Source organism: Dinoroseobacter sp. S76, assembly GCF_049801095.1.
Taxonomy (GTDB): domain Bacteria; phylum Pseudomonadota; class Alphaproteobacteria; order Rhodobacterales; family Rhodobacteraceae; genus Dinoroseobacter.
The window spans coordinates 333,872-358,252 of the sequence record NZ_JBNAGH010000003.1; the positions used below are offsets into that span (position 1 = coordinate 333,872).

The window sequence follows — 24,381 nt, forward strand, 5'->3', positions numbered from 1 at the left end:
CCAGATCAGGAGAGCCCCATGCCCGCCCCCACCATCCAAGCCATCAAGACCCGCGCCGTTCTCGCCCCCCTCAAGCGCCCGATCACCACTGCGGTTGCCGCCATCGAGCGCGCGCCTCTGGTTCTGATCGATGTCGAGACCGTCGAGGGCGTGGTCGGTCACAGCTATCTCTTCACCTACACCCCTATGGCTATGGGGCCTCTGTGCCGGCTGATCGAAGAAATCGGCGCGACCCTGACGGGCAAGAGTGTCTCCCCGACGGACCGGTTCGAGGAGCTGTCGCAGATGTTCCGATTGCTGGGGCGGCAAGGGCTCGTCGCCATGGCGATGGCTGGTCTCGACATGGCGTTCTGGGATGCTGCGGGCAAGGCGCGGGGTATGAGTGTGGCCGAAATGCTCGGCGCCACCCCCACGCCCCTGCCCTGCTATGACAGTCACGGGATCTTCGAGAGCTCTCGGGACGTGGCCCTGCTCGAGCGCTCCTTGGCGGAGGGGTTCCGGGCCGTGAAGGTCAAGATCGGCGCAGGATCGGCAGCGGAGGACCTGCGCGCGCTGGAGGCGATCACCGAGATCGTGGGCCCGGATGTCGAGGTGATGGTCGACTACAACCAATCCCTGACAACGCCAGAAGCAATCCGCCGGATCCGCGCCCTGGAGGACCGTTTCGCACTCGCCTGGATCGAAGAACCGCTGCCCGCCGAGGACCACGCCGGCTACCGTAGCCTGCGCGAGAAGACCCGAACACCGCTGCAAGCTGGCGAGAACTGGTGGCTCCCAGACGATGCTGCCCGCGCCATCAACGCCCGGGTGAGCGACCATGCCATGCTCGACATCATGAAGATCGGTGGCGTAACAGGCTGGATGCGCGCTGCTGCCCTCGCCGATGCTGCCTCCATGCCCGTGTCGAGCCACATTTTCGTGGAAGCCAGCGCCCACGCGCTCACGGCAACTCCCAACCGCCACCTTCTGGAGTATCTCGACGTCGCAGGCGAAATCCTCGCGGAGCCCTCGGAGGTTGTGAACGGAACCCTCACGGCCCGCGGACCCGGGTTGGGGATCGCGTGGAATAAAACAGCGTTGGCACGTTGCGAGGCCTAGCACAGTGAATGGTCGGCATACCCTTTACCGACTGCGTCAAAACCAGAGCTCGCGCCCAGAATGTCACAAGCCAATAACAGAGAGGACTTAGTAAGCCTTCGCGGGAGGTTCCCGATGCTTTTTCGTTGCCCCAGAGCCAACCGCGCATACGGCCAATCTCAAAGGTCTGGAACAGTCGAACACCGTTCTCCTTAGAGGCAACGAGACGACAAACGGCACATTTTTTGAAAAATGGTGCGGTCGAGAAGACTCGAACTTCCACGGGTGTTACCCCACAGCGACCTCAACGCTGCGCGTCTACCAATTCCGCCACGACCGCACGTCCTGAGGAATGAAGCGCGGTTTAGCGGGACTGTTCGGCAATGCCAAGAGGGAAAACCACCCTCCTGCGCGGATTTTTCGCCCATGGCACCGCGCGCAGCGTCTTGCCCGCGCGGCGCGATTGCGGCACCACCCTTCTGAACCGGTGGAGAGGCCCATGGAATGGATCATTAGCGACGGCTTGGTGGACTATGAGACCGCCCTTGCCACCATGGAGGAGCGCGTGGCGGCCATCGCGGAGGGGCGCGCGCCGGAGATGATCTGGCTGCTGGAGCATCCACCGCTCTACACCGCGGGCACCAGCGCGAAGATCGAGGACCTGACCGACCCGGACCGCTTTCCGGTCTATGAGGCCAAGCGCGGCGGGCAATACACCTATCACGGGCCGGGACAGCGCGTGGTCTATGTGATGCTCGACCTCGGCAAACGCGGGCGCGATGTCCGCAAGTTCGTCTCGCAAATGGAAGCCTGGGTCATCGCGACCCTCGCGGAGTTCAACGTGACCGGAGAGCGGCGCGAGGGCCGTGTCGGCGTCTGGGTCCAGCGCAGGGACAAGCCACTGACCGCGCTCGGCCAGCCCCCGGAGGACAAGGTCGCGGCCATCGGCGTGCGCTTGCGCAAATGGGTGAGCTTCCACGGGCTGTCGATCAATGTGGAACCGGATCTGTCGCATTTCTCGGGCATCGTGCCCTGCGGGATCTCCGAGCACGGGGTGACAAGCCTCGTGGATCTCGGCCTTCCGGTCACCATGGAGGATGTGGATATCGCCCTGCGCACCACGTTCGAGCGGGAGTTCGGACCGATCGAGGCCAGCTAGGCCTCGCGTAGCGCCCCTTGACCCCGGCCTATTGCTTAACAACTCCCTGTGGCGCAGGCTCCGCTACGCCCGAAGGAGCATAAATCTTGTCGAGATCCGAAGACCTCATCGCCGAATATCGCAAGGTCCATGCGGGCAAAGTCTATGGCCAGACCTCGGAGCTGCTGACGGGGTATATCCTGCGACAGGTGGCGTTCCTGCCTGCGCCCCGTTCGATTTTCGACTATGGCTGCGGGCAGGCCCGGACAGTGGATTGGCTCGCCAAGATCTTTGACGCCGAGGCCTATCGCTATGACCCGGGGTTGCCGGCGCATGCGGAGCGTCCGGAGGTGTGCGCGGATCTCGTTATCTGCACCGATGTGATGGAGCATATCCCGCTCGAAGACGTGGACCGGGTGCTGGCGGAGATCCGCGGGATCTCTGCCCATGCGTTTTTCAATATCTCCTGCGTAAAGGCCGCCGAGATCCTGCCCAATGGCGAGAACGCCCATTGCACCGTGCGCCCGGCGCGCTGGTGGGCGACGCGGGTTGGGGCGCATTTTGATTTCGTGCGCAAAACCCGCTCTTTCACCCCGAACTCTGTCAGCCTCGTCACATGGCCGCGCCCGGACGGAGCGGTGAACTAGGGACTGGCACCGGGCCATCGCCTGCATGTGATCACAAAACGCGACCACAGCCGGCCGGCAGCAACTGACTCGCGCGTCGAGACCGCGCGCCCCCGCAGGCTTCAGACCAAAGTCGCGTGCGGCCCGCCCAAAATGCGACCTTTGCGCCCAGATCGCCAAAAACATATGCGTTTTTTGTTGTATGTCATGGTGTACGGCATTGCCGCACTCGGGAGCGGCGGATAGAACACGATCAGGAAACATCGGGACAGATCCGTCTGAACGACCTTTCGGCCGGCCTCCCCCGCGACGAACGACAAACAGGAGCGCAGCATGGCAGATGCAGCCGTCCATGGCCACGGTCACGAAGACACCCGCGGGTTCTTCACCCGGTGGTTCATGTCGACCAACCACAAGGATATCGGGATTCTCTATATCCTGGTAGCCGGTCTTGCCGGGTTCATCTCGGTCGCCTTCACCGTTTACATGCGCATGGAGCTGATGAGCCCCGGCGTGCAATTCATGTGTGCAGAGGGCGCGCGGCTGATCGCAGCGGGCGCAGGCGATGTCTGTACCCCAAACGGTCACCTCTGGAACGTGCTGATCACCGGCCACGGCATCCTGATGATGTTCTTCGTGGTCATTCCGGCGCTCTTCGGTGGTTTTGGCAACTATTTCATGCCCTTGCACATCGGCGCACCGGACATGGCCTTCCCGCGTCTGAACAACCTGTCCTTCTGGCTCTATGTGGCGGGCACCTCGCTCGCCGTGGCCTCGGTGCTGGCACCGGGCGGCAATGGCCAGACCGGGTCCGGTGTGGGCTGGGTGCTCTATCCGCCGCTGTCGACCAATGAAGACGGGTTCTCCATGGACCTCGCGATCTTTGCGGTCCACGTCTCGGGCGCCTCATCGATCCTCGGGGCGATCAACATCATCACGACCTTCCTGAACATGCGTGCCCCGGGCATGACCCTGTTCAAGGTGCCGCTCTTTGCCTGGTCGATCTTCGTCACCGCCTGGCTGATCCTTCTGGCTCTGCCGGTTCTGGCGGGTGCGATCACCATGTTGCTGACCGACCGGAACTTCGGGACGACCTTCTTCGATCCGTCCGGTGGCGGTGACCCGATCCTCTATCAGCACATTCTGTGGTTCTTCGGGCACCCGGAAGTGTATATCGTGATCCTGCCGGCCTTCGGCATCATCTCCCACGTGATCGGGACCTTCTCGCGCAAGCCGATCTTTGGCTACATGCCGATGGTCTGGGCCATGATCGCCATTGGCGGCCTCGGCTTCGTCGTCTGGGCGCACCACATGTACACGGTGGGCATGTCCCTGACCCAGCAGAGCTACTTCATGCTCGCGACCATGGTCATCGCCGTGCCGACAGGGGTGAAGATCTTCAGCTGGATCGCCACCATGTGGAAGGGCTCGATCACCTTCGAGACGCCGATGCTCTTTGCCATCGGGTTCCTCTTCCTCTTCACCGTGGGCGGTGTGACGGGCATCGTTCTGTCCCAGGCGGGCGTCGACCGCGCCTATCACGACACCTACTATGTGGTGGCACACTTCCACTACGTGATGTCGCTGGGGGCTGTATTCGGGATCTTCGCCGGGATCTACTTCTGGATCGGCAAGATGTCCGGCCGCCAGTACCCGGAATGGGCCGGCAAGCTGCACTTCTGGACCTTCTTCGTGGGTGCCAACCTGACCTTCTTCCCGCAGCACTTCCTGGGCCGTCAGGGCATGCCGCGCCGCTATATCGACTACCCGGATGCCTTCGCGCTCTGGAACTACGTGTCGAGCTGGGGCGCCTTCCTGTCCTTCGCCTCCTTCCTCTTCTTCATCGGCGTCGTGTTCTACACGATCACCAAGGGCAAGCGCGTCGAGGAAGAGAACTACTGGAACGAGCACGCGGACACGCTGGAATGGACGCTGCCCAACCCGCCGCCCGAGCACACGTTCGAGCAGCTCCCGACCCGGGACATGTGGGACAAGCAAGCGTCGCACTAAGCCGCAATGCCGCTTGAGTGGATTACACGAACAGAGCAGGCTCCGGAGCAATCCGGGGCCTGTTTTCCCGTGGCAGAGCTGCATCTCTGGCCGCACCGCTCCCTGACCGCCAAGGGCTTTGTCTGGTTCATCGGGATCACGGCCACAGCGCTCTCCCTGCCGCTCTTCGCGGTGCTGGGGACGGCGGTGCTCTGGGGGCTATTACCTTTCATGCTGCTGGTGCTGGGCGGTGTGTGGTACGGCATCCGCCGCAACCAGCGGGATCTGAGCCTGCATGAGGTGCTGGTGCTCGCCGAGGACCGGATCGTCCTGACGCGCCACAATCCCCGCCGCGACAACCAGCATTGGGAGGCGAACCCCTATTGGGTCGAGCTGCGCCTCCACCCGAAACAGGGACCTGTCGAGAACTACCTGACCCTGCGTGGCAGCGACCGGGAGGTCGAGCTCGGCGCGTTTCTGTCGCCCGAAGAACGGCTGGATCTGCACGCGGATCTGCAGGATCGCCTCAACCAACTGCGCCGCCCGGACTGAGCCCGATCAGGCGGTTGTCAGCCGAAGCGAGCGCGGCAGGGCTTCCTCATCTCTGACCCAATCCCTATTGTTGATCTATGCAAGCCCCCCTGATCCCCCCCCTGCCCGACTCCGGGTTTCTCGCTGACATCTCGCCAGAGCTGCGCCAACTCCTCGAATCCATCGCCCAGGATCGCTCTCTGGAGGATGACGAAACCCTGTTCGAACAGGGCGACCCTGGGGACGCGCTCTTTGCTGTGGTCGAAGGGATCGTGGAAATCTCCGTGCTCTCGCCGGATGGGCGCAAGCTGGTGCTCGACATCATGCGGCCCGGCGCGCTTCTGGGCGAGATCGCGCTGTTCGACCCAGGCGTGCGTACGGCCACCGCGATTGCCGTGGGGCGGACCCGGCTGCGGCGGCTCAAGAACGCGGATCTGATGAACGCGATTCGCAAATCACCAGAGCTCGCCGTGGACCTAATCCATCTGGCCGGACGGCGGATGCGCAGCATGAGCGCGCAGATCGAGGATCAGGCCTTTCTGCCCCTCTCCACCCGGCTGGCGCGCAAACTGCTCTACCTCACCGAGGCCAATCCCGATGGCGAACTCTTCCTGTCGCAGGCCCAGCTCGCCGAATTCGTTGGGGCGACGCGCGAAGCCGTCTCTAAAACCTTGGGTGAATGGAAGCGCGCCCGCGTGATCGAGGCCAATCGCGGCGCTCTGCGGATCCTGGAGCGGGGCGCCATGCGCGCCTTGGCCGAGCCCAACCAGATCTGATCCGGGTCGGTCGATTTTTTTCTGTTTTTTCGGCGAATGTGAGGGAGTTCACATACCCAACGCCCCCGAATCCCTAATGTCGGTCATGTGCTGAGCGGCAGATTTGATGGAAATAGACCTTCGGTTTTCCTGAAACGCCCGCCGGTACGAGAAAAGGTCCGTAATTTCGGGCCGACCAGTGCAGTGCGGAGTGATGGCCAAGCTGCACCTCCGGTCCTTCGGGGTCGGAGCGACGTAGAGAGCGGCCGGTTTTCGGTTTTGGTTTAGGGCCACGTGTACTGCGCAAGCAGGGGGGTCCGCCCGGTCGGTCTCAGTGTGAACGGTGCTTGAGTACTCCAGCGTGGCATTTGGACTTCGGTCCAGTGCCACGTCTGGAGACCCTTGGAGAGAGTTTTTTAGTGACCTGCTGCGAGATCACGCGTCCACCCTTGCGCGTGATCTCGATGCAGCCCGACTATGTGACTGCGTGCGTATCGCAACCCTGTGCAAGTGATGAGTGACAGTGCGGCGGGTGCCCGGGCCAAAAGCCCAGGCGCCCGTTAGCTTTTGCAGTCCCTGCAGCGGGCGCAGGTCGGATCCGCATCCAACCGGTCCGTACCGGTGAACGCCCCGCAATCGATGCAATAGCCGAACTCGCCCGTCTCCAACCGATGGAGCGCGGCCACGATGCGCGCACGCCGCCCCCGCCGCCGCACTTCCAGCGCAGCCGCCATGGCCTGACCCTGCAAGGCGTCCATCCGCGACAGACGCCCCACGCTTTGCTGATCCAGAGTGACCGGTTTGCGATCCGACGAGCTATGCTCGGAGGCTTGATCAAGCTCGCGCAGTTCCGCCTCCAGAAGCGGGCGATACTTCGCGTCCAAGGCAGGCAGGTCGGGCTCGTCGGTCGTGGTCATCGTCAGGCGCTCAAGCGTTCCTTCACCATGGGACCGACGCGGCCAAAATCCATCTGGCCGGTATAACGCGATTTCAGCGCCCCGATGACGCGCCCCATATCCCGGATCGACTCGGCCTTGAGCTCGGTGATCGTGGTCTGGATCGCGGTATCGATCTCGGCATCGTCCAGCGGCGTCGGCAGGAAGGCCTCGATCACCTCGATCTCGCCCAGTTCCTGCTCGGCCAGCTCGAGACGTCCGGCCTCTTCATAGGTCCGTGCGGTCTCTTGACGCTGTTTCACCATTTTACCAAGGATCGCAAGGATATCCGCTTCGGCCACGCCGCCGGATTTGCCTTGACCTCGCAGGGCAATGTCCTTGTCCTTGATCGCTGCGCTGATGAGGCGCAAGGTCGACAGCCGTGCCGCTTCCTTGTTTTTCATCGCCGTTTTCAGCTCGGCAGAAATCTTGTCTCGCAGATCCATATCACCTGTTCCCGTGTGACGGTTCGAGCCGATAATCTAGGGGCCGCCTCCGCCCATGACAACCACCTTGGGTTGCACGGTGTCGTGGGGTCGCGGCAGGCCCTATGGTTGCTTGACCCGGCCCCGCGCCGCCCTTAGGGTCCGCCAAATTTTGCCGCCTTCAAGGAGTCACCCATGTCCGCCCCCTCCGACACGCCGACCGCCTGCCTTGTTCTCGCAGATGGGACTGTCTTTTACGGGCGCGGGTTCGGGGCGACCGGCACGACCTCGGCGGAGCTGTGCTTCAACACGGCCATGACCGGCTATCAGGAAATCATGACCGATCCCTCCTATGCAGGGCAGGTCGTGACCTTCACCTTCCCCCATATCGGCAATACCGGCGTGACCGCCGAGGATGACGAGACCGCCGATCCGGTGGCCGCAGGGATGGTGGTGAAATGGGATCCGACGGAGCCGTCGAACTGGCGCGCTCAGGGCGAGCTGACCGACTGGCTCGCGCGCACTGGACGGATCGGGATTGGGGGCATCGACACACGGCGCCTGACCCGCCAGATCCGCCAGCAAGGCGCACCCCATGTGGCGCTGGCCCATGACCCCGAGGGCAAGTTTGACCTCGAGGCGTTGGTGGCACAGGCCCGGGGCTTTGCCGGGCTCGAAGGGGTGGATCTGGCCAAGGAAGTGACCTGCGCGCAATCCTATCTCTGGGATGAGAAACGCTGGGCCTGGCCCGAAGGCTATTCCCGGCGCGAGACACCCGGCCACAAGGTCGTGGCGATTGATTATGGCGCCAAGCGCAACATCCTGCGCTGCCTCGCTTCGGCGGGCTGTGACGTGATGGTGATGCCAGCCAGCACCACCGCGGAGGAGGTTCTGGCCCAAAACCCCGCGGGCGTGTTCCTGTCCAACGGTCCGGGCGACCCGGCCGCCACAGGGGCCTACGCGGTGCCGATGATCCAGGGCGTGCTGGAACAAAGCGACGTGCCGGTCTTCGGCATCTGCCTCGGCCACCAGATGCTGGCGCTTGCCCTCGGGGCCCAGACAGTCAAGATGAACCACGGCCATCATGGGGCGAACCACCCGGTGAAGGATCTCGAAACCGGCAAGGTAGAGATCACCTCCATGAACCACGGCTTCACCGTGGACAGCCAGAGCCTGCCCCAAGGCGTGGTCGAGACCCATCGCTCGCTCTTTGACGGCTCCAATTGCGGGATCCGCATGACCGACCGCCCGGTCTTTTCGGTGCAGTACCACCCAGAAGCGAGCCCCGGCCCGCAGGACAGCTACTACCTGTTCGAGCGTTTCGTGGCCGCGATCGAGGCAAATCAGGCGGTCGCCGCGGACTGAGCCTGCCCGGCTGGCCAGATGGGCCAGCCCTTGCGCCCTGTTTTTTACGGTTTTTTAACCCTGAACTCTCACTTTAGCCGGGCCGTTGTTCGGCTGAGTGAGTGTTATGTCCGTCGTGCCTCTCCAACCCGCTTTCGAGCCGGGGCCGATTTCCAATTCGCCTGCGCGCCCCCGGCGCGCGGCCAAACCGCGTGCGCATCGGGATCTTCTGCTCGACCTGCTGGTGAGCCACGGACATATCTCGTCCGGGGAGCGGGTGCAGGCCAGCCATATGGCGCGGCTTCACGGGGCAACACCCCTTGAGGTGCTCGTGGCCGAAGGCTGGCTCAGCCAGGACGCGCTGATCTGGGGCCGGTGCACCCTCATGAAAGCCTCGCGGATCGTGCCGGAGCGCACCCCCGCGGACCCGGCCCTGATCGACGATTACGGTCTGCAATGGTGCATCACCCATGGCGTCCTGCCGTGGCGGCGGCTCTCGGGGGCCACGGTCTTTATCTGCGCCGCGCCCGAAGAGTTTGAGACCCTCAAGGACAGCCTCCCGGCCTCAGCCGGTCGCCCGATCCTCGCCGTCGCGCCGATGGAGGAGGTGATCGAGGCCATCCGCAGCGCCCATGCTCCCCGTCTGATCGCGGCGGCGGAAAGCGCCGTTCCCCGAAAATGGAGCTGCCGTGGCCTGAAACCACCGCAAGCGGCGCTCTGGCTGCTGACCATGGCCCTGGGGGCGGCGCTCCTGATGCTGGTGCCGGGGCTTCTGGCCACGACGCTTGTCTGGGTCACTCTGGGCACATTGGCCGTCACCATGGCCTTCAAGCTGATCCTGACCCTCGCCTGTCTCTTGGCGCGCCCGCCACCACCGGCGGATGGCGCCCCAAAGGGGACGGGCAAACCCCTGCCCCGGATGACCATGCTGGTGCCGCTTTTGCGGGAATCCGAGGTGGCGGCGAAGCTGCTGAACAATCTGGACCGGCTGCGCTACCCGAGGGCCTTGCTCGAAGTGATCTTCGTGGTGGAAGCCGATGATGACGTGACCAAGAACGCTCTGTCGCAGCTCCATCTGCCGCAGAGCTTCCGCATGCTCGAAGTCCCCGCAGGCACCGTGCAAACCAAGCCGCGCGCGCTCAACTTCGCCCTGCCCTTCTGCAAGGGGGAGGTCATCGGGATCTATGACGCCGAGGATCGGCCGGATCCGGACCAGCTCCTGAAGGTCGCCGAGGGCTTCCGCCATGCGGATCCCGACGTGGCCTGCCTGCAAGGGCGGCTCGACTTCTTCAACACGCGCTACAACCTCATGGCCCGCTGTTTCACGGCGGAATATGCCGGATGGTTCGGGTTGATGCTGCAGGGGCTGGACCGGTTAGGGCTACCGATCCCCTTGGGCGGGACGACCCTCTTCCTGCGCCGGGATGCGCTGGAGCGCACGGGCCCCTGGGACGCCCATAACGTGACCGAGGACGCGGATCTCGGCATGCGGTTCTACCGCTTCGGCTACCGCGTGCAGCTGATCGATACGGTCACTCAGGAGGAGGCCAATGTCCGGGTCTGGCCCTGGATCAAGCAGCGCTCCCGCTGGATCAAGGGATACATGGCGACCTATGTGGTCCATATGCGCACGCCCGTGCAGCTCTGGCGCGATCTGGGCCCGGCGGGTTTTGCCTCCATGCAGTGCCTGTTTCTCGGCTCCATCCTCGGGGCGCTGACCTTGCCCATTCTGTTTACGATCTGGGCCGTGTCCCTCGGTGTGCCGCTGCCGGTCCTGCACAGCATGGCGATCCCAGCGCCTTGGGTTCTGGGGCCGACGATGCTCGGGATCGAAGCGATCAACCTGCTGATCTGGGCCATTGGCGTGCGCGCGCCCCGGCACCGCAAGCTGATGCCCATGGTGCCTCTCCTGCATATCTATTTCCTGATGTCGACCGTTGCCGCGCTCAAGGCGTTGATCGAGCTGCTCCATGATCCGTTCTACTGGGACAAGACCGATCACGGCGTCGCCGTGGGCGTCGAGACCGTGGATCTCGACTAGAGGCTTTCCGCGTCGCTCTTGAGGCGGGTCTCGAAGGCGATCGAGATATGAGCCTTGAGCGCCGCATAGGCCGCATCCTCATCCCGATCCGCAATCGCGCCGATGATCGCGCGATGCTCTTCGAGCGCCTCCTCTCCGCGCCCCTTGGCGGCCAGCGACGTGGTCGCCATCAGCGCCATGGAGCGGTAGACGAGGTCGAGCTGCTGCACGAGAAAGCGGTTATGAGAGGCCAGATGGATCTGCTTGTGGAACCGCCGGTTCGCGCGTGCCATGGCCGCCGCATCTCCGAGCAGCGCCGCATCTGCATCCACCATCTCGGCCAGCACCTTGATTTCTTCATGGGCCGCATGCCGGGCCGCCAGTCGCGCCGCCAGCCCTTCCAGCTCGCAGCGCACCACATAGAGCTCGGCCATCTGGCTGTGATCCAGTGAGGCCACAATCAGGCTCCGGCCATCCCGCGCCAGAAGCGACTGCGTCTCAAGCCGCTGCAACGCCTCCCGGATCGGCGTGCGGGACACCCCGAAGCGATCCGCCAGGTCGCTTTCCACCAGACGATCCCCCGGCCGGTACACCCCGACATCAATCGCCTCGAGGATCATGTCATAGGCGTCTTTCTGGGCCGGCTTGGGCTCTATCATCGCGGTCTCCTCCGTGCGTAACCGTAGCCGCGCGAGGCCCGGGGGATCAAGACCACCATTGCCGCGCCAGCCCGGAAAGCCTAGATATCCCGCATGGTTGCAGATCGCTTTTCCCATGTGGACACATGGGTGTTTGACCTCGATAACACGCTCTACCCGCCACATATGCGCCTCTTTGATCAGATCGAGACGCGGATGACGGCCTATGTCATGCGCGTGCTGGATGTGGCCGAGGCCGAGGCGGACCGCCTGCGCGCGGAGTACTGGGCGCGGTTTGGCACCACGCTGGCCGGGTTGATGGATGTCCATGACGTGGATCCGGCCCCTTATCTGGTCGATGTCCACGATATCGATTTCTCGGTGCTGGAGCCTGATCCCCATCTCGCCGCACAGGTGCGCGGGCTCGCGGGGCGCAAGATCGTCTACACGAACGGCTCCGCGCCCTATGCCGAGCAGGTGCTGCATCACAGGGGCCTCAGCGGAATTTTCGACGCGGTCTATGGCGTGGAACATGCGGGCTTTCGCCCCAAGCCCGAGCGCTCCGCCTTTGAAACCATCTTCGCCAAGGATGGTGTGCAGCCGCAGCGTGGGGCGATGTTCGAAGACGATGTCCGCAATCTCGAGGTGCCCCATGCCATGGGGATGCAGACGGTGCATGTGGCCCCTGATCCGGTCTCCGCGGAGCATATCCACCACCATACGAGCGATCTGGGTGGCTTCCTGCGACATTTGAGCGAATAGGCCGCCCGGCGCTGGCATCTCGGCATAAAACTCATATCTATACATCATGTTTTGCTGCGCTGCGGCAAGACGCCGTCTCGCATGTGCAGCAATGGTTTGCGATAGACGGTGCACCCTGACACTTCGGAGACCTGACATGACGACGATTTCGACCGACGCGCCGCTTTCGACCGCCACGCCCCTGACGCAAAAGGCAAAGAAAGCCTCGCGCTTTGACTTCTCGGTCTCCAACGAAGAGTTTCAGGCAATCGGCCTCGCGCTGACCATCATCGCGCTCTGGGGCGGTGCCACGGCGATCTTCGGCTATGCGGGTCTGATCATCGGCGCGCTGACCATGGTTGCGGTCATGTACGCGGTGCTGGTCACGATCAGCCGCGGCTGATCCCGCACAGCGGGGCGAATTGCCGCTTGGCCCTCGGGAGAGACACGCCTAGGTGTATCTCAACCACGGAGGTCCGGACATGCAGCCCACACGCACTGACATTCTGATTTCCGGTGGCGGCGTGGCAGGTTTGTCCGCCGCCGCTGCCTTTGGCACGGCCGGGTTTGACGTGGTCGTGGTGGACCCCGCCCCGCCCGTGACCCAGGGCGACGCGGCCGATGCGGATCTGCGCACGACGGCGTTTTTGCAACCCTCCCGCGATGTGCTGGCCCGGGCCGGCCTGTGGGAGCGTCTTGCGCCCTTCGCAGCCCCACTTCAGGTCATGCAGATCATCGATGCCGGAGGCACGGAGCCCGTGGCCCGAGTGCAGAAGGCCTTTGATGCCGAGGATATCTCGGACGAGCCCTTTGGCTGGAACCTGCAGAACTGGCTCTTGCGGCGAGAGATGCTGGCACGGGTCACCGAGCTGCCGAATGTCGCGTTCCGCGCGGGCGTCGGGACGGCGGATGTCCTGACCCGGGCGACCGAGGCGCGGGTGCGCCTGACCGATGGCAGCTCCGTTTCGGCGCAACTGCTCATCGCCGCCGATGGGCGAAATTCGCCCGTGCGCGAGGCGCTTGGGATCGACGTAAAGACCACGCGTTACGGGCAGAAGGCCCTGGCCTTTGCGGTCACGCATCCCCTGCCCCATGACAGCGTGTCGACCGAGATCCACCGCTCGGGCGGCCCGTTTACCCTCGTGCCACTCCCGGATCTCGATGGGCAGCCGCGCTCGGCCATCGTCTGGATGGAGCGCGGGCCCGAGGTCCAGCGCCTCGCCGCCCTGCCCGTGCCGGAGTTTGAGGGGGAGATGAACGCCCGCTCTACCGGTTTGCTGGGACCGCTCACACTGGTTTCACGCCGGTCCGTCTGGCCCATCATCAGCCAGATCGCCGAACGCTTCGCCGGAGAGCGCACAGCGCTCATGGCCGAGGCCGCCCATGTGGTGCCCCCCATCGGCGCACAGGGTTTGAACATGTCGCTGGCGGACCTGCGGCTCTTGCTGGATCTGGCGGAGGCCAATCGTGAGACACTCGGCAGCCCCGAAATGCTGGCCGAGTACCACCGCAAACGCTATCCGGATGTGCGCACGCGGATCGCCGGGATCGACATTCTGAACCGGGCCTCCATGGCCGCGGCGCAACCCTTGCGGGACGCGCGGGCGCAAGGGCTCAAGGCGCTCTATGGCCTCACCCCTCTGCGCAAATCCCTGATGCAGGCTGGGCTGGGAACCAAAGGTCGGTAACTGACCGGCAGAACACCGCACCATCCGCACTGCGACCTGCAATAGTTGTTAACATACAGTCTACGGAATTAACCAAGATTGTGCTATCCTCTGCCTATAATTTAAAGGGGATATCAACATGAAGACACTCATCGCGGCCCTTGCATTCACAGCGCTCGGCGCCATCGCCCCGGTCCATGCGACCGTGATCAAGCTCACCTATAGCGGCAACGAATACACCGGTTTTCCGCTCTTCCCAGGCGCCGAGGTTTTTCCCATCGCGCCCCTCTCTGGGCATATCGTCCTGGATACGAGCATCACCGGAGGGTTTCCCGGCGGGACCGTTGACTTCGCGACGACCTCAACCACGACGCCGGCAGATCTGGCAGCGCTTGGCATCCTCGAGTGGACCTTCACCATCCCGATCATTCCGACCGTCTCCACCGATGCATCTTTCACCTTCGACGATGCGGGCGACGTCTCTGACTGGTCTTTCTCCACCCTCGACGGTCCGCCCGACTATTTCAACACACCGAGCACCGATAGCATTGTGGTTGGAGACGCAGAGTACATCGCCGATCCCGGGTCATGGTCGGTGGCGATCATCCCCTTGCCCGCCTCTTCGGCCTTGTTGCTCACCACCGCTCTGTCAGCCTTTGGCGTCACGCGGATGCGCCGCAAGCGCAAAAAGGCCCCATTGGGCTGATCCTGGGGGAACAGCCGCGCAGCGCCTCACATGAGGCGCGCGCAGTTCTATCACCGTCAGAAACACCCCGACGCGGGAACCGTGGCTTACGCGTCGGCCAAAGGCGCCGTCGCTTTGTCGAGCACCTCGCGGAACCGCGCCACGGCACCGTCCACATCATAGAGCTTGTCGAGGCCGAAGAGGCCGATGCGGAAGGTCCGGAATTCCGGCGGCTCATCGCATTGCAAAGGCACGCCAGCGGCAATCTGAGCCCCTTGCGCCGCGAATTTCGAGCCGTTCTGCAACGCGGGGTCATCCGTATAGACCACCACGACCCCGGGCGCGCCATAGCCTTCGGCAGCCACCGACGGGAAGCCGCGCTCCGCCAGCAGGCTGCGGACTTGCGTGCCCAGCGCCCATTGCGCCTCTTTCAGGCGCGAGAACCCATATTCCCGGGTTTCCAGCATCGTGTCGCGGAAGGCGCGCAGGGCATCGGTCGGCATGGTCGCGTGATAGGCATGACCGCCTCCGAGATAGGCATCCATGATCGACACCCATTTCTTGAGATCGATCGCAAAGCTGTTGGACTGGGTCTCGCCCAGCCGCGCCACGGCACGCTCGGACATCATCACAAGGCCCGCGCATGGGGATGCGGACCAGCCCTTTTGCGGGGCAGAGATCAGCACATCGACGCCGGTGGCCTTCATGTCCACCCAGGCACAGCCCGAGGCGATGCAATCAAGAACCATGAGCGCGCCCACCTCATGGGCCGCCGCTGCAAGCTGAGTGATGTAAGTATCCGGCAGAATGACCCCGGCGGAGGTTTCTACATGGGGCGCGAAGACCACATCGGGCTGGGTCTCGCGGATCCGGGCGACCACATCCTCAATCGGTGCAGGGGCGAAGGGCGCGGTGGCACCATTGCCCGCCTGCCGGGCCTTGATCACGGTGGTCTCGGAGGTGAAGCCCCCCGCCTCGAAAATCTGGCTCCAGCGATAGGAGAACCAGCCGTTCCGGACCACCAGCGCATGGGCGTCGGTGGCAAACTGGCGCGCGACCGCCTCCATCCCATAGGTCCCGCCCCCAGGCACAACGGCCACGTGATCGGCGTTATACACCTCGCAAAGCATCCCATGGATGTCGCGCATCACACCCTGAAACGCGACGCTCATCGAGTTCAGCGAGCGATCGGTGAACACCACCGAGTATTCCAGCAGGCCATCCGGATCGACGGTTTCAAGCAAAGCGGTCATCTCATCCTCCACGTTATCGGATCTGGCTAGCGCTCCCGGGGCCGGCCTGTCACGCGGAACTTAGAGCAAAGGCGCGGATTTCCTGTGGGATTTTCCGTCGCAGGCCGCGCCCGTGCCGCCCATCGGAAACTCCGGCGCGCCTCGGGCGTTGATCGCGCTGATTTTGCGATAACGCCAAGCTGCGCTAAACTGGGCCTCCAAGTCATTTTCAACTTGCCATTTCAAACGAGGAGATTGCCATGAAGCTCGCAATTATTGTGGGGCATACAGAGGCGGATGAAGGCGCGCTGTCGGTTCCGATGAATGTTCAGGAATACACGTGGAACAAGGATCTGGCCGACCGCATTCTGACCGTCGATAGCGAGGTGGAGCGCAAGGTGTTCCTGCGTGACCATGTGGGGATTTCGGGCGCCTATCGCGCCTCGGATGACTGGGGCGCGGATCTGTCGGTGGAGCTGCATTTCAACTCCGCAGACAGCAAATCGGCGACAGGATCGGCGGTGCTCTACTTCCCGGGCTCGAAGAAGGGCAAGCGCTTCGCGGGCCATATCTTCGAAGGCATGTCCGGCGCGCTGGGTTTGCGCGACTGGCCGAAGGGCACGGGCGGCGTGGTCACCCCGTTTCAAGCCTCGGGAAAGGCGCAGCGCGGCCTGACCTCCCTGCGGGCGGGACGCGCCCCGGCGACCCTGCTGGAGCCGTTCTTTGGCTCAAATCCGGACGATTGCGCGACCGCGCAGGCGAATAAAAGCGCCTATGCCACCTCTGTGGTTCGCGCGGCGGAGCAGTTCTTCGACGCCTAGCCCGCGGGGTCCCAATGCTGGGTGATCACGCATTCGAAATCTTCAGCGCTGATCACTTCCGTATGGTGGCCTTTTCCGTGGGTGTCGGCCATGCGCCAGACATCGCCCGGGCCGATCTCGCGCGTGTCGCCATCGCTGGCGGTCACGCGCACCCGGCCCCGCAGGCAGATGAGCGACTGGGCCACAGGTGTCGGGTGGATCGGCTCGTTCCACCCGGCCCGCAAGCGCAGGAAGAGCATGCCCGTGGCCGGGGCGATCTCGGAGATCTCAATCGCCTTGGCGGGCGGGGCAAAGGTTTTCTCCGCCAGCGCCACCGGCACGTCGCGCCAGTGGCTCTCGCCCGTGTCATCCGCGTAAAGGTCGTAGTAGTGCATCGCGCGCCCCGAGGCTCAGCCGAGCGGCCCAGCCCGGCGTTCTTCGGACAAGAGCACATTTGCCTCGACCTCACCAGCGCCGGGCAGGGTCATGATCCGGCGCCGCAGGACCCGCTCGAAATCCGAGATGTCCCGGGCCACCACGCGCAGGCGGTAGTCATAGGCGCCGAGCACGTGCTGGACCACCTGTACCTCGGGGATGGCGGTCACGGCCCTTTCGAAATCCTCGACACTGACCCGCCCCTTGGTCGCGAGCTTGACGCCAAGAAAGACCGTCACCCCAAAACCCAGCGGCTCCGCATTGAGGCGCACGCGGCGTCCGCGCAGGATGCCCGCCTCCTCCAGCCGCTTGATCCGCCGCCAGGTTGCAGGCTGGCTGAGCCCAAGCTTGCGGCCCAACGCCCCGGCGGTCTGGCGCGCGTCGCGGCTCAACTCGCGCAGGATCTGCCGGTCGGTCTGGTCGAGATCGGTCATACGGGCAGCGCCTCATCGGTTTTCACATCCGAGATCAGCATGAGCTGCTGGATATCGAGGATATGAGGCAGGTTCAGAATCCGGCTGCGATAGATCTCCTGGTAATGGGCCATGTCCCGAGCCAGCACGTTGAGCCGCACATCGACACGGCCCAGAAAGGTCTGGATCTCGGTCACCTCGGGCACCTCACGGGCCGCGGCGAGAAAGGTGTCAAAGGCGTTGCGCTCGGTCTTGTCGAGTGTGATCCGCAGGGCGACCTCCACGGCGAAGCCAAGGGCGCGCCAGTCGATGATCGCTTCGACCCCGGCGATGACCCCCGCCGCTTCGAGCCGTTCCAACCGCCGCCAGCAGGTCGCCTTGGGCAGCCCCACCAGAGCAGCCAGCTCCGCCGCGCTCGCCCCGGGCTGGGACTGAAAAAACCGCAAAAGGCGGCGATCCACATCATCGATTTGCATGATCAGATCACTATCAGCCAAATCTGCGAATAGCAATTTCATCAATCCTGGCTTTTCAATGCTCCCCCTGCTCGCATCCCGGGGCAGAGCCCGTATGGTGCGCCTCGGAGAACGAATAACAACGAGGACGTGAGACATGCGCGTTTACTATGATCGCGATTGCGATGTGAACCTGATCAAGGACAAGAAGGTCGCCATTCTGGGCTATGGCTCCCAGGGCCACGCCCATGCGCTGAACCTGCGCGACAGCGGCGCCAAGAACCTCGTCGTCGCCCTGCGCGAAGGTTCGGCCTCGGCCAAGAAAGCCGAAGGCGAAGGGCTGCAGGTGATGGGCATTGCCGAAGCCGCCGCCTGGTGTGACGTGATCATGTTCACCATGCCCGATGAGCTGCAGGCCGAGACCTACAAGAAATACGTCCATGACAACATTCGCGAAGGCGCGGCGATTGCCTTCGCCCACGGTCTGAACGTGCATTTCGGCCTGATCGAGCCGAAGCCCGGCGTGGACGTGATTATGATGGCGCCGAAAGGCCCGGGTCACACCGTACGCGGCGAATACACCAAAGGCGGCGGCGTGCCCTGCCTCGTGGCCGTGGACACCGACGCCACCGGCCGCGCCCTGGAAATCGGTCTGTCCTACTGCTCCGCCATTGGGGGCGGCCGCTCGGGCATCATCGAGACCAACTTCCGCGAAGAGTGCGAAACCGACCTCTTCGGGGAGCAGGCCGTGCTTTGCGGTGGTCTGGTTGAGCTGATCCGCATGGGCTTCGAGACCCTGGTCGAAGCGGGCTACGCGCCCGAGATGGCCTATTTCGAATGCCTGCACGAGGTGAAGCTGATCGTGGACCTGATCTACGAAGGCGGCATCGCGAACATGAACTACTCGATCTCGAACACCGCCGAGTATGGCGAGTATGTCTCGGGCCCGCGGGTTCTGCCCTATGACGAGACCAAGGCGCGGATGAAAGCGGTTCTGACCGACATCCAGACCGGCAAATTCGTGCGTGACTTCATGCAGGAAAACACCGTGGGTCAGCCCTTCTTCAAAGGCACACGTCGTCTGAACGACGAGCACCAGATCGAGGAAGTCGGCAAGCAGCTGCGCGGCATGATGCCCTGGATCTCTGCCGGCAAACTGGTCGACCAAGAGAAGAACTGATTCGACGCAGCTTCGGCTTTGTCACTGCGAAAGCCCCGGTTCCGCCGGGGCTTTCTCTTTTGTTCTTAAACATGCTACAAATTAAGCATAACTGGAGATTCTCATGGTCCGCTTGCTTGTTTTTGTGCTTTCGGTTTCGTTTGCGACCGCATCCCACGCAGTGCCCCTGCGTCTGAATTATGACGTTTCACCCCTGGATAACGGCCTGTTCGAATATGATTTCGAGGTCCGGACCACCATTGACGATGGCGACTTTCTGCCCGGCATGAGCTTCAACTGGTTCGTCATTGGCGTGGGCGTGATGGGCGTTGCCTCGGCCTTCGCGGAAGGCGCTGACTTCTTTCAAGATACGCCCGATGGAACACGCGCCGGAACGGCGTCTGGCTTCGTGAACGGGCCCGAGCTGTGCTTCAACGGCAGCTGCATCACCCCGGGCTGGACCCCGACCACCGTCGGCGAGAGCTTCTCCTTCCGCGGGATTTCAGAATCCTTCGTGGAGCATTCGGAGTTCGACTGGACCTTCCTGCACATGACCTCCCCGGTGGATGATCAGAACACGCAGCAGCTGCAGATTATCGACCCGGACAACAACACCGATCCGGCGCCGGTCCCGCTGCCGGCACCGATCCTGCTCCTGGGGGCGGGGATCGCTGGCTTGGCCGGAGCCGCCCGCTTGCGGAAACGCGCCGCCTGATCGAGCCCCCATAGGGACGAAAAAAAACCCGCCGATCTCGGCGGGTTTTCTGTATCCAGGGGCGCGTTACTTGTCGCCGCCTTCCTCTTTCGTCTCAACCGGCACCGGTTCGGGCTCGGCCTCCGCCGCAGAGTTCCGCATGGCCACCGTGCCTTCCTTGAGGAACATCAGGACGCTCAGCGCCAGCAAGGCCAATAGCAGCACAATTCCGATAAAGTACATTCGGTATCTCCCTGTTACCCAGTTGCGAAGACGGTCAGCGAGAGCGCCTCCCCCCGAGGTCCGCCGTCCAAAATGTCGCAGGTTTGGCAGAGAGGCGCAAATGGGATTCCCGAGGCGCACCGCGAGGCCGCCCAGATCCGCTGCGCTTGCCGATTTTTTGAGCAAGCGGGCGCGGTCAGACCGCGGCTTCGACCGCCGCAACCACGTCTCCGACGACCGTCTCCAGCAGGACCTCGTCCCGGCACTCGGCCATCACCCGCACCAAGGGCTCGGTCCCGGATTTGCGGATGAGCAGACGCCCCTGCCCCTGCAACGCCGCCTCGGCCTGGGAGATCGCGCTTTTCACGGGCGCTGCATCCAGCGGATCCTGCCCCGCGCCGTAGCGGACATTCTTCAAAAGCTGCGGCACTGGCGTGAAACTTTGCTTCAGCTCCGAGGCCGAGCGCCCCTGTTGCACCATCTCGGCGAGGAATTGCAGCCCCGCCATCAGGCCATCCCCGGTGGTGCCGTAATCGGTCATGACGATATGGCCCGATTGCTCCCCCCCGAGGTTCCAGCCGCCGCGCCGCATGGCCTCGACCACATAGCGGTCGCCCACGGGGGTCCGCATGAGGCGCAGGTTCAGCGCCTCCAGATATTGCTCCAGCCCGAGATTGGACATGACCGTGGCCACGAGCGTGTTGTCCCGCAGCATGCCTTGCGCCGCCCAGCGCGTCGCAAAGAGCGCCATGATCTGGTCGCCATCGGCCAGATCGCCATTCTCGTCGAGGATCATCACCCGATCCGCATCGCCATCCAGGCAGATCCCCACATCCGCCCCATGGGCCACCACGGCCTCCGCCGCCGAGCGTGGCGCGGTCGAGCCGCAATCGAGATTGATATTCCGGCCATTGGGGGACACGCCCACGGGGATCACCGTCGCCCCAAGCTCCCACAGGACCGCCGGGGCCGCCTTATAGGCCGCGCCATTGGCGCAATCGATCACCACCTTGAGCCCATCGAGCCGCAGATGGGCCGGAAAGGTCCGCTTGGCCCGTTCGATATAGCGCCCGAGCCCGTCATCGATCCGCTTGGCGCGTCCGATATTCTTGGCCTGGGCCGGGACGATCTCTCCGCCGAGGATCGCCTCGATCTCGGTTTCGGCCTCATCGCTGAGCTTATACCCGTCGGGGCCGAAGAACTTGATGCCGTTGTCATCCGCCGGGTTGTGGCTGGCCGAGATCATCACGCCCACATCCGCCCGCATGGACTGCGTCAGAAGGGCAACCGCAGGTGTCGGAGTCGGCCCGAGCAGGAGCACATTCATCCCCGTGGAGGTGAAGCCCGCCGTCAGCGCGGTCTCGAACATGTAGCCCGAGAGCCGCGTGTCCTTGCCGATCACCACCCGATGCGCGGCTGATTGATCCCGCCGGAAATAGCGTCCTGCCGCCGCACCGAGGCGCAGGGCGAACTCCGCCGTCATGGGGGCTGTATTGGCTGTGCCGCGCACGCCATCGGTGCCGAAATATTTTCGTGTCATGACCGCCCCTGCCGGTTCAACCTGTCTCTACCCGCGCCAGTGGCTGCCACAGCGCGAGCGCCTGATGGGTGTCCTTTACATCATGAACGCGCAGGACCTGAACCCCTTGCGCGACCCCGTGCAGTGCCACGGCGAGGGATCCGGCCACGCGCTCGCGCGCTTCGGGCGTGTCCGACAGCGTGCCGATGAACCGCTTGCGCGACGCCCCGAGCAGGATCCCGCAGCCCAACCCGTGAAAGAGGCTGAGCCCCCGGAGCAGCGCGAGGTTATGTTCCAAAGTCTTGCCGAACCCGATCCCCGGATCCACGAGCAGGTCTGCGCGCGCGATCCCCGCGGCCTCGGCCCGCTGCACATGCCCTTCCAACGCGTCATAGACGTCAAAGAGCACGTCCTCATATTGCGGATTGTCCTGCATGGTCTCGGGCGCGCCCTGGGCATGCATGAGGCAAGCCGGCACTCCGAGCCGCCGGGCCGTCGCCGCCATCTCGGGATCAAAGCTGAACGCGGCCACATCATTGATCAGATTGGCGCCTGCCCCGATCGCCGCCTCGGCCACCGCAGCCTTGCGCGTGTCGATGGAGATCGGGAGCTTCACGCCTCGCGCCCGGAGGTCCGCGATCACCGGTGCTGTGCGCGCGATCTCGTCGGCAATGGCCACTTCCTGGGCGCCGGGACGCGTGCTTTCTCCGCCGATATCAAGGACATCCGCCCCATCGGCGACCATCTGCTCGGCCTGAGCCCGCGCGGCTGCGGGTGCATCAAACAGACCGCCATCGGAGAAACTGTCCGGCGTGGTGTTGAGAATGCCCATGATCTGTGGCCGCGCCATGGAGAGCCCGGCGACATCCGGCCGCGCATCGCAGAGCCGCGCGCGAACATCCTCCGGCAGCTCCGCCGCCGGGATCTGGCGCGCCACGCCACCCCGCTGCAAGACCTCGACCCGGTCAAACCACACCCATCCCGCCGCAAGCCGGAGCGCGCGCGCGCTCGGGGTCAGGGTGGGGATCGGACGGTAGTAGAGCTGGCTCATGGGGTTTCGAGAGCGACCACGTCCAGAGCGTCCAGCCGCGCGGCGAGCCACTCGGCAATGCCCCGCGTATCGGTCGCCTCGGGCACGGGGCCGTCCGTCGCATCGAGCAACATCTTGCCCGGGGCCCAGACCGTCATATGGCCCTGGCGGAGCGCCCAATCGATCTCCGTCCGGCTGTCCACCACCACGCAGCGCGGATCGCGCCCGGCAAGGATCCAGGCATTTTGCTCAATGGCCAGCAGGTCGATCCGCCGCTGTGCCGCCGGATGATCGGCCTGCGGGCGGGGCCCCGGCGTCGGCCCGACACAGAGCACCACGGGCGCATCCCCCTGCTCTAATTTGTCGAGATGCTCCGCCAGCGCTTTGGCCCCGATCATCGCGTCAGAGAGCAGCACGATCCGCGGTTGCGGCACCGGATCCGTGACCCGATCTGCATCCTCCGGCGTGCGCACGATCTCCACCCCCAGGGCAAATGGGCCGCGATCCAGCTTCTCGATCCGCACAAAGGCTCTGGCCGCCTTGGGGTCGGAGAGGATCCGGTCCGCCACGCGCTCGGCCAGGGTTTCCAGCAGGTTCAGACGTTCTTCGGCGAGGGAAGCGTGGATGGCCTCGGTGATCGTGTCATAGGACAACACCCGGTCCACATCATCGCCCAAGGTCTCGGCGGCCATGCGCACTTCGACCACCACGTTGAAACGCACCCGCTGCCGCGTGCCCCGCTCCACCTGAAAGGCACCAATCTCGACATCGAGGGTGTAATCCCGCAGCGAGATGCGGTCGCGACCATCTTCCGCGAGATGCGCAGCGCGGATCTCGGGATGCGCAAAGGCGCGCCGTGTTTCGTCATTCATGGAAGGGGCGTCCTCAAGCGCTCGGGGTCTCCCCAAGGCTAGCACAGGCCGATCCGCTTGGGACAGACCGAACGCGCCGTTTCACCCGGTCAGCGCGACGCAGTCCGGTTCGGGTAATACTGGCGATAGAAGCGATGCACGCCGATCTCGGCAGTCTTGATATACTTCTTGGACCAGCTCGGGCGCACTGCCGTCGTGTGGTAGTGGGTCGCGCCATCGGTCAGGGAGCGATCGCCGGTCTCAAGGCTGAGCTTGGCCACCTTGCCCACGCTTTCCCAGGCGCGCGGCTCGCCGATCCGCTCCGGATGCCCGTCGCAGGTATAGGTGAACTGGCACTGATACTTGCGCCCGGTGCCCTGATTGATCACGCCGCAGACCGAATTCGGATAGCGCGCCGATTCAACCCGGTTCAGGATCACTTCAGCCACTGCGAACTGCCCCTTGATGCTCTCGCCCCGCGCCTCGAAATAGAGCGCTTCGGCCAGGCAGCGCCAGGCTTCACCACCCTCAGCCTTGGGCTGGGAGTTGATCCACTCGCGGCTGTATTTCCGCTCGGCGGGCATGGGGCTGACTTCAACCGGCGCCGCGAGCTCTTCGAGACGCGTGGGGGTCACAGCCGAGAGACCGCCCTCTTCGGTACCCAGTAGGCCCCGCAGCTCCAGATCGAGGGTCGCTGTCTGCGCGTTGGAGGTAGAGACAGTGACATCTGCCGATGCCACGGTTGCGCACATGGCGACGAGACCCGTCGCAACGAGCTGTTTCACATCCAAAAAGCGCTTCATACCCAACCTCATCCGCAGCGCCGCAACACTCCGGGAGCAGACCCAAAATGCACGGTAACGTTAACAGGGGACCGTCTCGCGCATTGTGCAGTTGCAGAAAACCTTCGCACACGCAGCATGAGCCCACTGACGAACGGTTTGTTAAGAGATCGGAGAAGCAGCGTCTACCCCAGGGTCATGCGGCACAAAGAACGTCG

General features: G+C 63.9%; 27 protein-coding genes and 1 tRNA gene. 15 read left to right on the forward strand and 13 right to left on the reverse strand.

Annotated elements, in window-relative coordinates; translation table 11 throughout:
* The first annotated feature begins 18 nt into the window (after positions 1 to 18).
* Positions 19 to 1,098, forward strand: coding sequence for an enolase C-terminal domain-like protein (locus tag ACP153_RS11185; RefSeq protein WP_424971069.1), 1,080 nt, complete (start codon positions 19 to 21; stop codon positions 1,096 to 1,098).
* Positions 1,099 to 1,330: 232 nt separating this feature from the next.
* On the opposite strand, the gene ACP153_RS11190 is transcribed toward ACP153_RS11185, so the two are convergent.
* Positions 1,331 to 1,417: transfer RNA gene (locus ACP153_RS11190), tRNA-Leu, on the reverse strand.
* Between the two features lie 12 nt (positions 1,418 to 1,429).
* On the opposite strand from ACP153_RS11190, the gene lipB reads away from it, so the two are divergent.
* The 5 genes from lipB to ACP153_RS11215 all read left to right on the forward strand — a co-directional run bounded on the left by lipB (position 1,430) and on the right by ACP153_RS11215 (position 6,137).
* A complete protein-coding gene (lipB, locus tag ACP153_RS11195; protein ID WP_424971070.1) occupies positions 1,430 to 2,236 on the forward strand; it encodes a lipoyl(octanoyl) transferase LipB in 807 nt (268 codons plus the stop codon).
* Positions 2,237 to 2,322: 86 nt separating this feature from the next.
* Positions 2,323 to 2,862, forward strand: a complete 540-nt coding sequence (locus ACP153_RS11200; RefSeq protein WP_424971071.1) for a methyltransferase domain-containing protein — start codon at positions 2,323 to 2,325, stop codon at positions 2,860 to 2,862.
* A 312-nt stretch (positions 2,863 to 3,174) separates the two neighbouring features.
* Entirely contained in the window at positions 3,175 to 4,851 is a 1,677-nt protein-coding gene (gene ctaD / locus ACP153_RS11205) for a cytochrome c oxidase subunit I (protein WP_424971072.1), read from the forward strand.
* A 6-nt stretch (positions 4,852 to 4,857) separates the two neighbouring features.
* On the forward strand, positions 4,858 to 5,382 hold the full coding sequence (locus tag ACP153_RS11210; RefSeq protein ID WP_424971073.1) for a DUF2244 domain-containing protein: 525 nt from the start codon (positions 4,858 to 4,860) through the stop codon (positions 5,380 to 5,382).
* A gap of 77 nt (positions 5,383 to 5,459) precedes the next feature.
* Positions 5,460 to 6,137 carry a Crp/Fnr family transcriptional regulator gene (locus ACP153_RS11215; RefSeq protein ID WP_424971074.1) on the forward strand — a complete coding sequence of 226 codons (678 nt, stop codon included), beginning with the start codon at positions 5,460 to 5,462 and terminating at the stop codon, positions 6,135 to 6,137.
* A 539-nt stretch (positions 6,138 to 6,676) separates the two neighbouring features.
* On the opposite strand, the gene ACP153_RS11220 is transcribed toward ACP153_RS11215, so the two are convergent.
* Together ACP153_RS11220 and ACP153_RS11225 are read right to left on the reverse strand one after the other, a co-directional pair.
* The gene (locus ACP153_RS11220) at positions 6,677 to 7,033 is read right to left on the reverse strand and encodes a TraR/DksA family transcriptional regulator (RefSeq protein ID WP_424971075.1); all 357 of its coding nucleotides are present in this window, start codon (positions 7,031 to 7,033) and stop codon (positions 6,677 to 6,679) included.
* A gap of 2 nt (positions 7,034 to 7,035) precedes the next feature.
* A complete protein-coding gene (locus ACP153_RS11225) occupies positions 7,036 to 7,497 on the reverse strand; it encodes a GatB/YqeY domain-containing protein (protein WP_424971076.1) in 462 nt (153 codons plus the stop codon).
* A gap of 174 nt (positions 7,498 to 7,671) precedes the next feature.
* On the opposite strand from ACP153_RS11225, the gene carA reads away from it, so the two are divergent.
* Positions 7,672 to 8,841, forward strand: coding sequence for a glutamine-hydrolyzing carbamoyl-phosphate synthase small subunit (carA, locus tag ACP153_RS11230; RefSeq protein WP_424971077.1), 1,170 nt, complete (start codon positions 7,672 to 7,674; stop codon positions 8,839 to 8,841).
* A gap of 106 nt (positions 8,842 to 8,947) precedes the next feature.
* Positions 8,948 to 10,861 carry a glycosyltransferase family 2 protein gene (locus tag ACP153_RS11235; protein WP_424971078.1) on the forward strand — a complete coding sequence of 638 codons (1,914 nt, stop codon included), beginning with the start codon at positions 8,948 to 8,950 and terminating at the stop codon, positions 10,859 to 10,861.
* On the opposite strand, the gene ACP153_RS11240 is transcribed toward ACP153_RS11235, so the two are convergent.
* Positions 10,858 to 11,499 (reverse strand): GntR family transcriptional regulator, encoded by a 642-nt coding sequence (locus ACP153_RS11240; protein WP_424971079.1) that lies wholly within the window; start codon positions 11,497 to 11,499, stop codon positions 10,858 to 10,860. The two genes, ACP153_RS11235 and ACP153_RS11240, sit on opposite strands and share 4 nt — an antisense overlap.
* A 93-nt stretch (positions 11,500 to 11,592) precedes the next feature.
* Here ACP153_RS11240 and ACP153_RS11245 point away from each other — a divergent pair, with 93 nt between their 5' ends.
* The 4 genes from ACP153_RS11245 (at position 11,593) to ACP153_RS11260 (ending at position 14,592) form a co-directional block, all read left to right on the forward strand.
* Positions 11,593 to 12,240, forward strand: coding sequence for a pyrimidine 5'-nucleotidase (locus tag ACP153_RS11245; RefSeq protein ID WP_424971080.1), 648 nt, complete (start codon positions 11,593 to 11,595; stop codon positions 12,238 to 12,240).
* A gap of 136 nt (positions 12,241 to 12,376) precedes the next feature.
* The gene (locus ACP153_RS11250) at positions 12,377 to 12,622 is read left to right on the forward strand and encodes a hypothetical protein (protein WP_424971081.1); all 246 of its coding nucleotides are present in this window, start codon (positions 12,377 to 12,379) and stop codon (positions 12,620 to 12,622) included.
* Positions 12,623 to 12,701: 79 nt separating this feature from the next.
* Positions 12,702 to 13,907, forward strand: coding sequence for a UbiH/UbiF family hydroxylase (locus ACP153_RS11255; RefSeq protein ID WP_424971082.1), 1,206 nt, complete (start codon positions 12,702 to 12,704; stop codon positions 13,905 to 13,907).
* 118 nt (positions 13,908 to 14,025) lie between these two features.
* Positions 14,026 to 14,592 carry a hypothetical protein gene (locus ACP153_RS11260; RefSeq protein ID WP_424971083.1) on the forward strand — a complete coding sequence of 189 codons (567 nt, stop codon included), beginning with the start codon at positions 14,026 to 14,028 and terminating at the stop codon, positions 14,590 to 14,592.
* A gap of 86 nt (positions 14,593 to 14,678) precedes the next feature.
* Here ACP153_RS11260 and ACP153_RS11265 read toward each other — a convergent pair whose 3' ends face one another.
* Positions 14,679 to 15,824: an aminotransferase class V-fold PLP-dependent enzyme gene (locus tag ACP153_RS11265; protein WP_424971084.1), complete on the reverse strand. Its 1,146-nt coding sequence runs from the start codon at positions 15,822 to 15,824 to the stop codon at positions 14,679 to 14,681.
* A gap of 239 nt (positions 15,825 to 16,063) precedes the next feature.
* Here ACP153_RS11265 and ACP153_RS11270 point away from each other — a divergent pair, with 239 nt between their 5' ends.
* Positions 16,064 to 16,624, forward strand: a complete 561-nt coding sequence (locus ACP153_RS11270) for an N-acetylmuramoyl-L-alanine amidase family protein (RefSeq protein ID WP_424971085.1) — start codon at positions 16,064 to 16,066, stop codon at positions 16,622 to 16,624.
* Here ACP153_RS11270 and ACP153_RS11275 read toward each other — a convergent pair.
* Genes ACP153_RS11275 through ACP153_RS11285 form a run of 3 tightly spaced genes read right to left on the reverse strand, consistent with a single transcriptional unit; the run spans position 16,621 to position 17,927 of the window.
* The gene (locus tag ACP153_RS11275) at positions 16,621 to 16,998 is read right to left on the reverse strand and encodes a cupin (protein WP_424971086.1); all 378 of its coding nucleotides are present in this window, start codon (positions 16,996 to 16,998) and stop codon (positions 16,621 to 16,623) included. The genes ACP153_RS11270 and ACP153_RS11275 overlap by 4 nt on opposite strands.
* 15 nt (positions 16,999 to 17,013) lie before the next feature.
* Positions 17,014 to 17,472 carry an Lrp/AsnC family transcriptional regulator gene (locus ACP153_RS11280; RefSeq protein ID WP_424971087.1) on the reverse strand — a complete coding sequence of 153 codons (459 nt, stop codon included), beginning with the start codon at positions 17,470 to 17,472 and terminating at the stop codon, positions 17,014 to 17,016.
* Positions 17,469 to 17,927, reverse strand: coding sequence for an Lrp/AsnC family transcriptional regulator (locus ACP153_RS11285; RefSeq protein WP_424971088.1), 459 nt, complete (start codon positions 17,925 to 17,927; stop codon positions 17,469 to 17,471). Before ACP153_RS11285 ends, ACP153_RS11280 begins: the two co-directional genes overlap by 4 nt.
* A gap of 136 nt (positions 17,928 to 18,063) precedes the next feature.
* On the opposite strand from ACP153_RS11285, the gene ilvC reads away from it, so the two are divergent.
* Positions 18,064 to 19,086: a ketol-acid reductoisomerase gene (gene ilvC / locus ACP153_RS11290; RefSeq protein ID WP_424965783.1), complete on the forward strand. Its 1,023-nt coding sequence runs from the start codon at positions 18,064 to 18,066 to the stop codon at positions 19,084 to 19,086.
* 103 nt (positions 19,087 to 19,189) lie between these two features.
* The gene (locus ACP153_RS11295) at positions 19,190 to 19,780 is read left to right on the forward strand and encodes a hypothetical protein (protein WP_424971089.1); all 591 of its coding nucleotides are present in this window, start codon (positions 19,190 to 19,192) and stop codon (positions 19,778 to 19,780) included.
* A gap of 66 nt (positions 19,781 to 19,846) precedes the next feature.
* On the opposite strand, the gene ACP153_RS11300 is transcribed toward ACP153_RS11295, so the two are convergent.
* From ACP153_RS11300 to ACP153_RS11320, 5 genes are all read right to left on the reverse strand, one after another.
* Entirely contained in the window at positions 19,847 to 20,002 is a 156-nt protein-coding gene (locus tag ACP153_RS11300; protein ID WP_424971090.1) for a hypothetical protein, read from the reverse strand.
* A 175-nt stretch (positions 20,003 to 20,177) separates the two neighbouring features.
* Positions 20,178 to 21,521 carry a phosphoglucosamine mutase gene (gene glmM, locus ACP153_RS11305; protein WP_424971091.1) on the reverse strand — a complete coding sequence of 448 codons (1,344 nt, stop codon included), beginning with the start codon at positions 21,519 to 21,521 and terminating at the stop codon, positions 20,178 to 20,180.
* Positions 21,522 to 21,537: 16 nt separating this feature from the next.
* Positions 21,538 to 22,551, reverse strand: coding sequence for a dihydropteroate synthase (gene folP / locus ACP153_RS11310; protein WP_424971092.1), 1,014 nt, complete (start codon positions 22,549 to 22,551; stop codon positions 21,538 to 21,540).
* The gene (locus ACP153_RS11315; RefSeq protein ID WP_424971093.1) at positions 22,548 to 23,402 is read right to left on the reverse strand and encodes a dihydroneopterin aldolase; all 855 of its coding nucleotides are present in this window, start codon (positions 23,400 to 23,402) and stop codon (positions 22,548 to 22,550) included. Before ACP153_RS11315 ends, folP begins: the two co-directional genes overlap by 4 nt.
* An 89-nt stretch (positions 23,403 to 23,491) precedes the next feature.
* Positions 23,492 to 24,184, reverse strand: a complete 693-nt coding sequence (locus tag ACP153_RS11320; protein WP_424971094.1) for a cell wall hydrolase — start codon at positions 24,182 to 24,184, stop codon at positions 23,492 to 23,494.
* Positions 24,185 to 24,381 lie beyond the last annotated feature (197 nt).

Coding starts and splice junctions, on each gene's coding strand:
- ACP153_RS11210 (WP_424971073.1), top strand. CDS start 4,858: ATGCCGCTTGAGTGGATTACACGAACAGAGCAGGCTCCGGAGCAATCC.
- ACP153_RS11185 (WP_424971069.1), top strand. CDS start 19: ATGCCCGCCCCCACCATCCAAGCCATCAAGACCCGCGCCGTTCTCGCC.
- ACP153_RS11215 (WP_424971074.1), top strand. CDS start 5,460: ATGCAAGCCCCCCTGATCCCCCCCCTGCCCGACTCCGGGTTTCTCGCT.
- ACP153_RS11295 (WP_424971089.1), top strand. CDS start 19,190: ATGGTCCGCTTGCTTGTTTTTGTGCTTTCGGTTTCGTTTGCGACCGCA.
- ACP153_RS11265 (WP_424971084.1), bottom strand. CDS start 15,824: ATGACCGCTTTGCTTGAAACCGTCGATCCGGATGGCCTGCTGGAATAC.
- ACP153_RS11300 (WP_424971090.1), bottom strand. CDS start 20,002: ATGTACTTTATCGGAATTGTGCTGCTATTGGCCTTGCTGGCGCTGAGC.
- ACP153_RS11240 (WP_424971079.1), bottom strand. CDS start 11,499: ATGATAGAGCCCAAGCCGGCCCAGAAAGACGCCTATGACATGATCCTC.
- ACP153_RS11320 (WP_424971094.1), bottom strand. CDS start 24,184: ATGAAGCGCTTTTTGGATGTGAAACAGCTCGTTGCGACGGGTCTCGTC.
- glmM (WP_424971091.1), bottom strand. CDS start 21,521: ATGACACGAAAATATTTCGGCACCGATGGCGTGCGCGGCACAGCCAAT.
- ACP153_RS11220 (WP_424971075.1), bottom strand. CDS start 7,033: ATGACCACGACCGACGAGCCCGACCTGCCTGCCTTGGACGCGAAGTAT.
- ACP153_RS11315 (WP_424971093.1), bottom strand. CDS start 23,402: ATGAATGACGAAACACGGCGCGCCTTTGCGCATCCCGAGATCCGCGCT.
- ACP153_RS11235 (WP_424971078.1), top strand. CDS start 8,948: ATGTCCGTCGTGCCTCTCCAACCCGCTTTCGAGCCGGGGCCGATTTCC.
- ACP153_RS11260 (WP_424971083.1), top strand. CDS start 14,026: ATGAAGACACTCATCGCGGCCCTTGCATTCACAGCGCTCGGCGCCATC.
- ACP153_RS11270 (WP_424971085.1), top strand. CDS start 16,064: ATGAAGCTCGCAATTATTGTGGGGCATACAGAGGCGGATGAAGGCGCG.
- ACP153_RS11275 (WP_424971086.1), bottom strand. CDS start 16,998: ATGCACTACTACGACCTTTACGCGGATGACACGGGCGAGAGCCACTGG.
- folP (WP_424971092.1), bottom strand. CDS start 22,551: ATGAGCCAGCTCTACTACCGTCCGATCCCCACCCTGACCCCGAGCGCG.
- ctaD (WP_424971072.1), top strand. CDS start 3,175: ATGGCAGATGCAGCCGTCCATGGCCACGGTCACGAAGACACCCGCGGG.
- ilvC (WP_424965783.1), top strand. CDS start 18,064: ATGCGCGTTTACTATGATCGCGATTGCGATGTGAACCTGATCAAGGAC.
- ACP153_RS11225 (WP_424971076.1), bottom strand. CDS start 7,497: ATGGATCTGCGAGACAAGATTTCTGCCGAGCTGAAAACGGCGATGAAA.
- ACP153_RS11285 (WP_424971088.1), bottom strand. CDS start 17,927: ATGCAAATCGATGATGTGGATCGCCGCCTTTTGCGGTTTTTTCAGTCC.
- ACP153_RS11245 (WP_424971080.1), top strand. CDS start 11,593: ATGGTTGCAGATCGCTTTTCCCATGTGGACACATGGGTGTTTGACCTC.
- lipB (WP_424971070.1), top strand. CDS start 1,430: ATGAAGCGCGGTTTAGCGGGACTGTTCGGCAATGCCAAGAGGGAAAAC.
- ACP153_RS11250 (WP_424971081.1), top strand. CDS start 12,377: ATGACGACGATTTCGACCGACGCGCCGCTTTCGACCGCCACGCCCCTG.
- ACP153_RS11255 (WP_424971082.1), top strand. CDS start 12,702: ATGCAGCCCACACGCACTGACATTCTGATTTCCGGTGGCGGCGTGGCA.
- ACP153_RS11280 (WP_424971087.1), bottom strand. CDS start 17,472: ATGACCGATCTCGACCAGACCGACCGGCAGATCCTGCGCGAGTTGAGC.
- carA (WP_424971077.1), top strand. CDS start 7,672: ATGTCCGCCCCCTCCGACACGCCGACCGCCTGCCTTGTTCTCGCAGAT.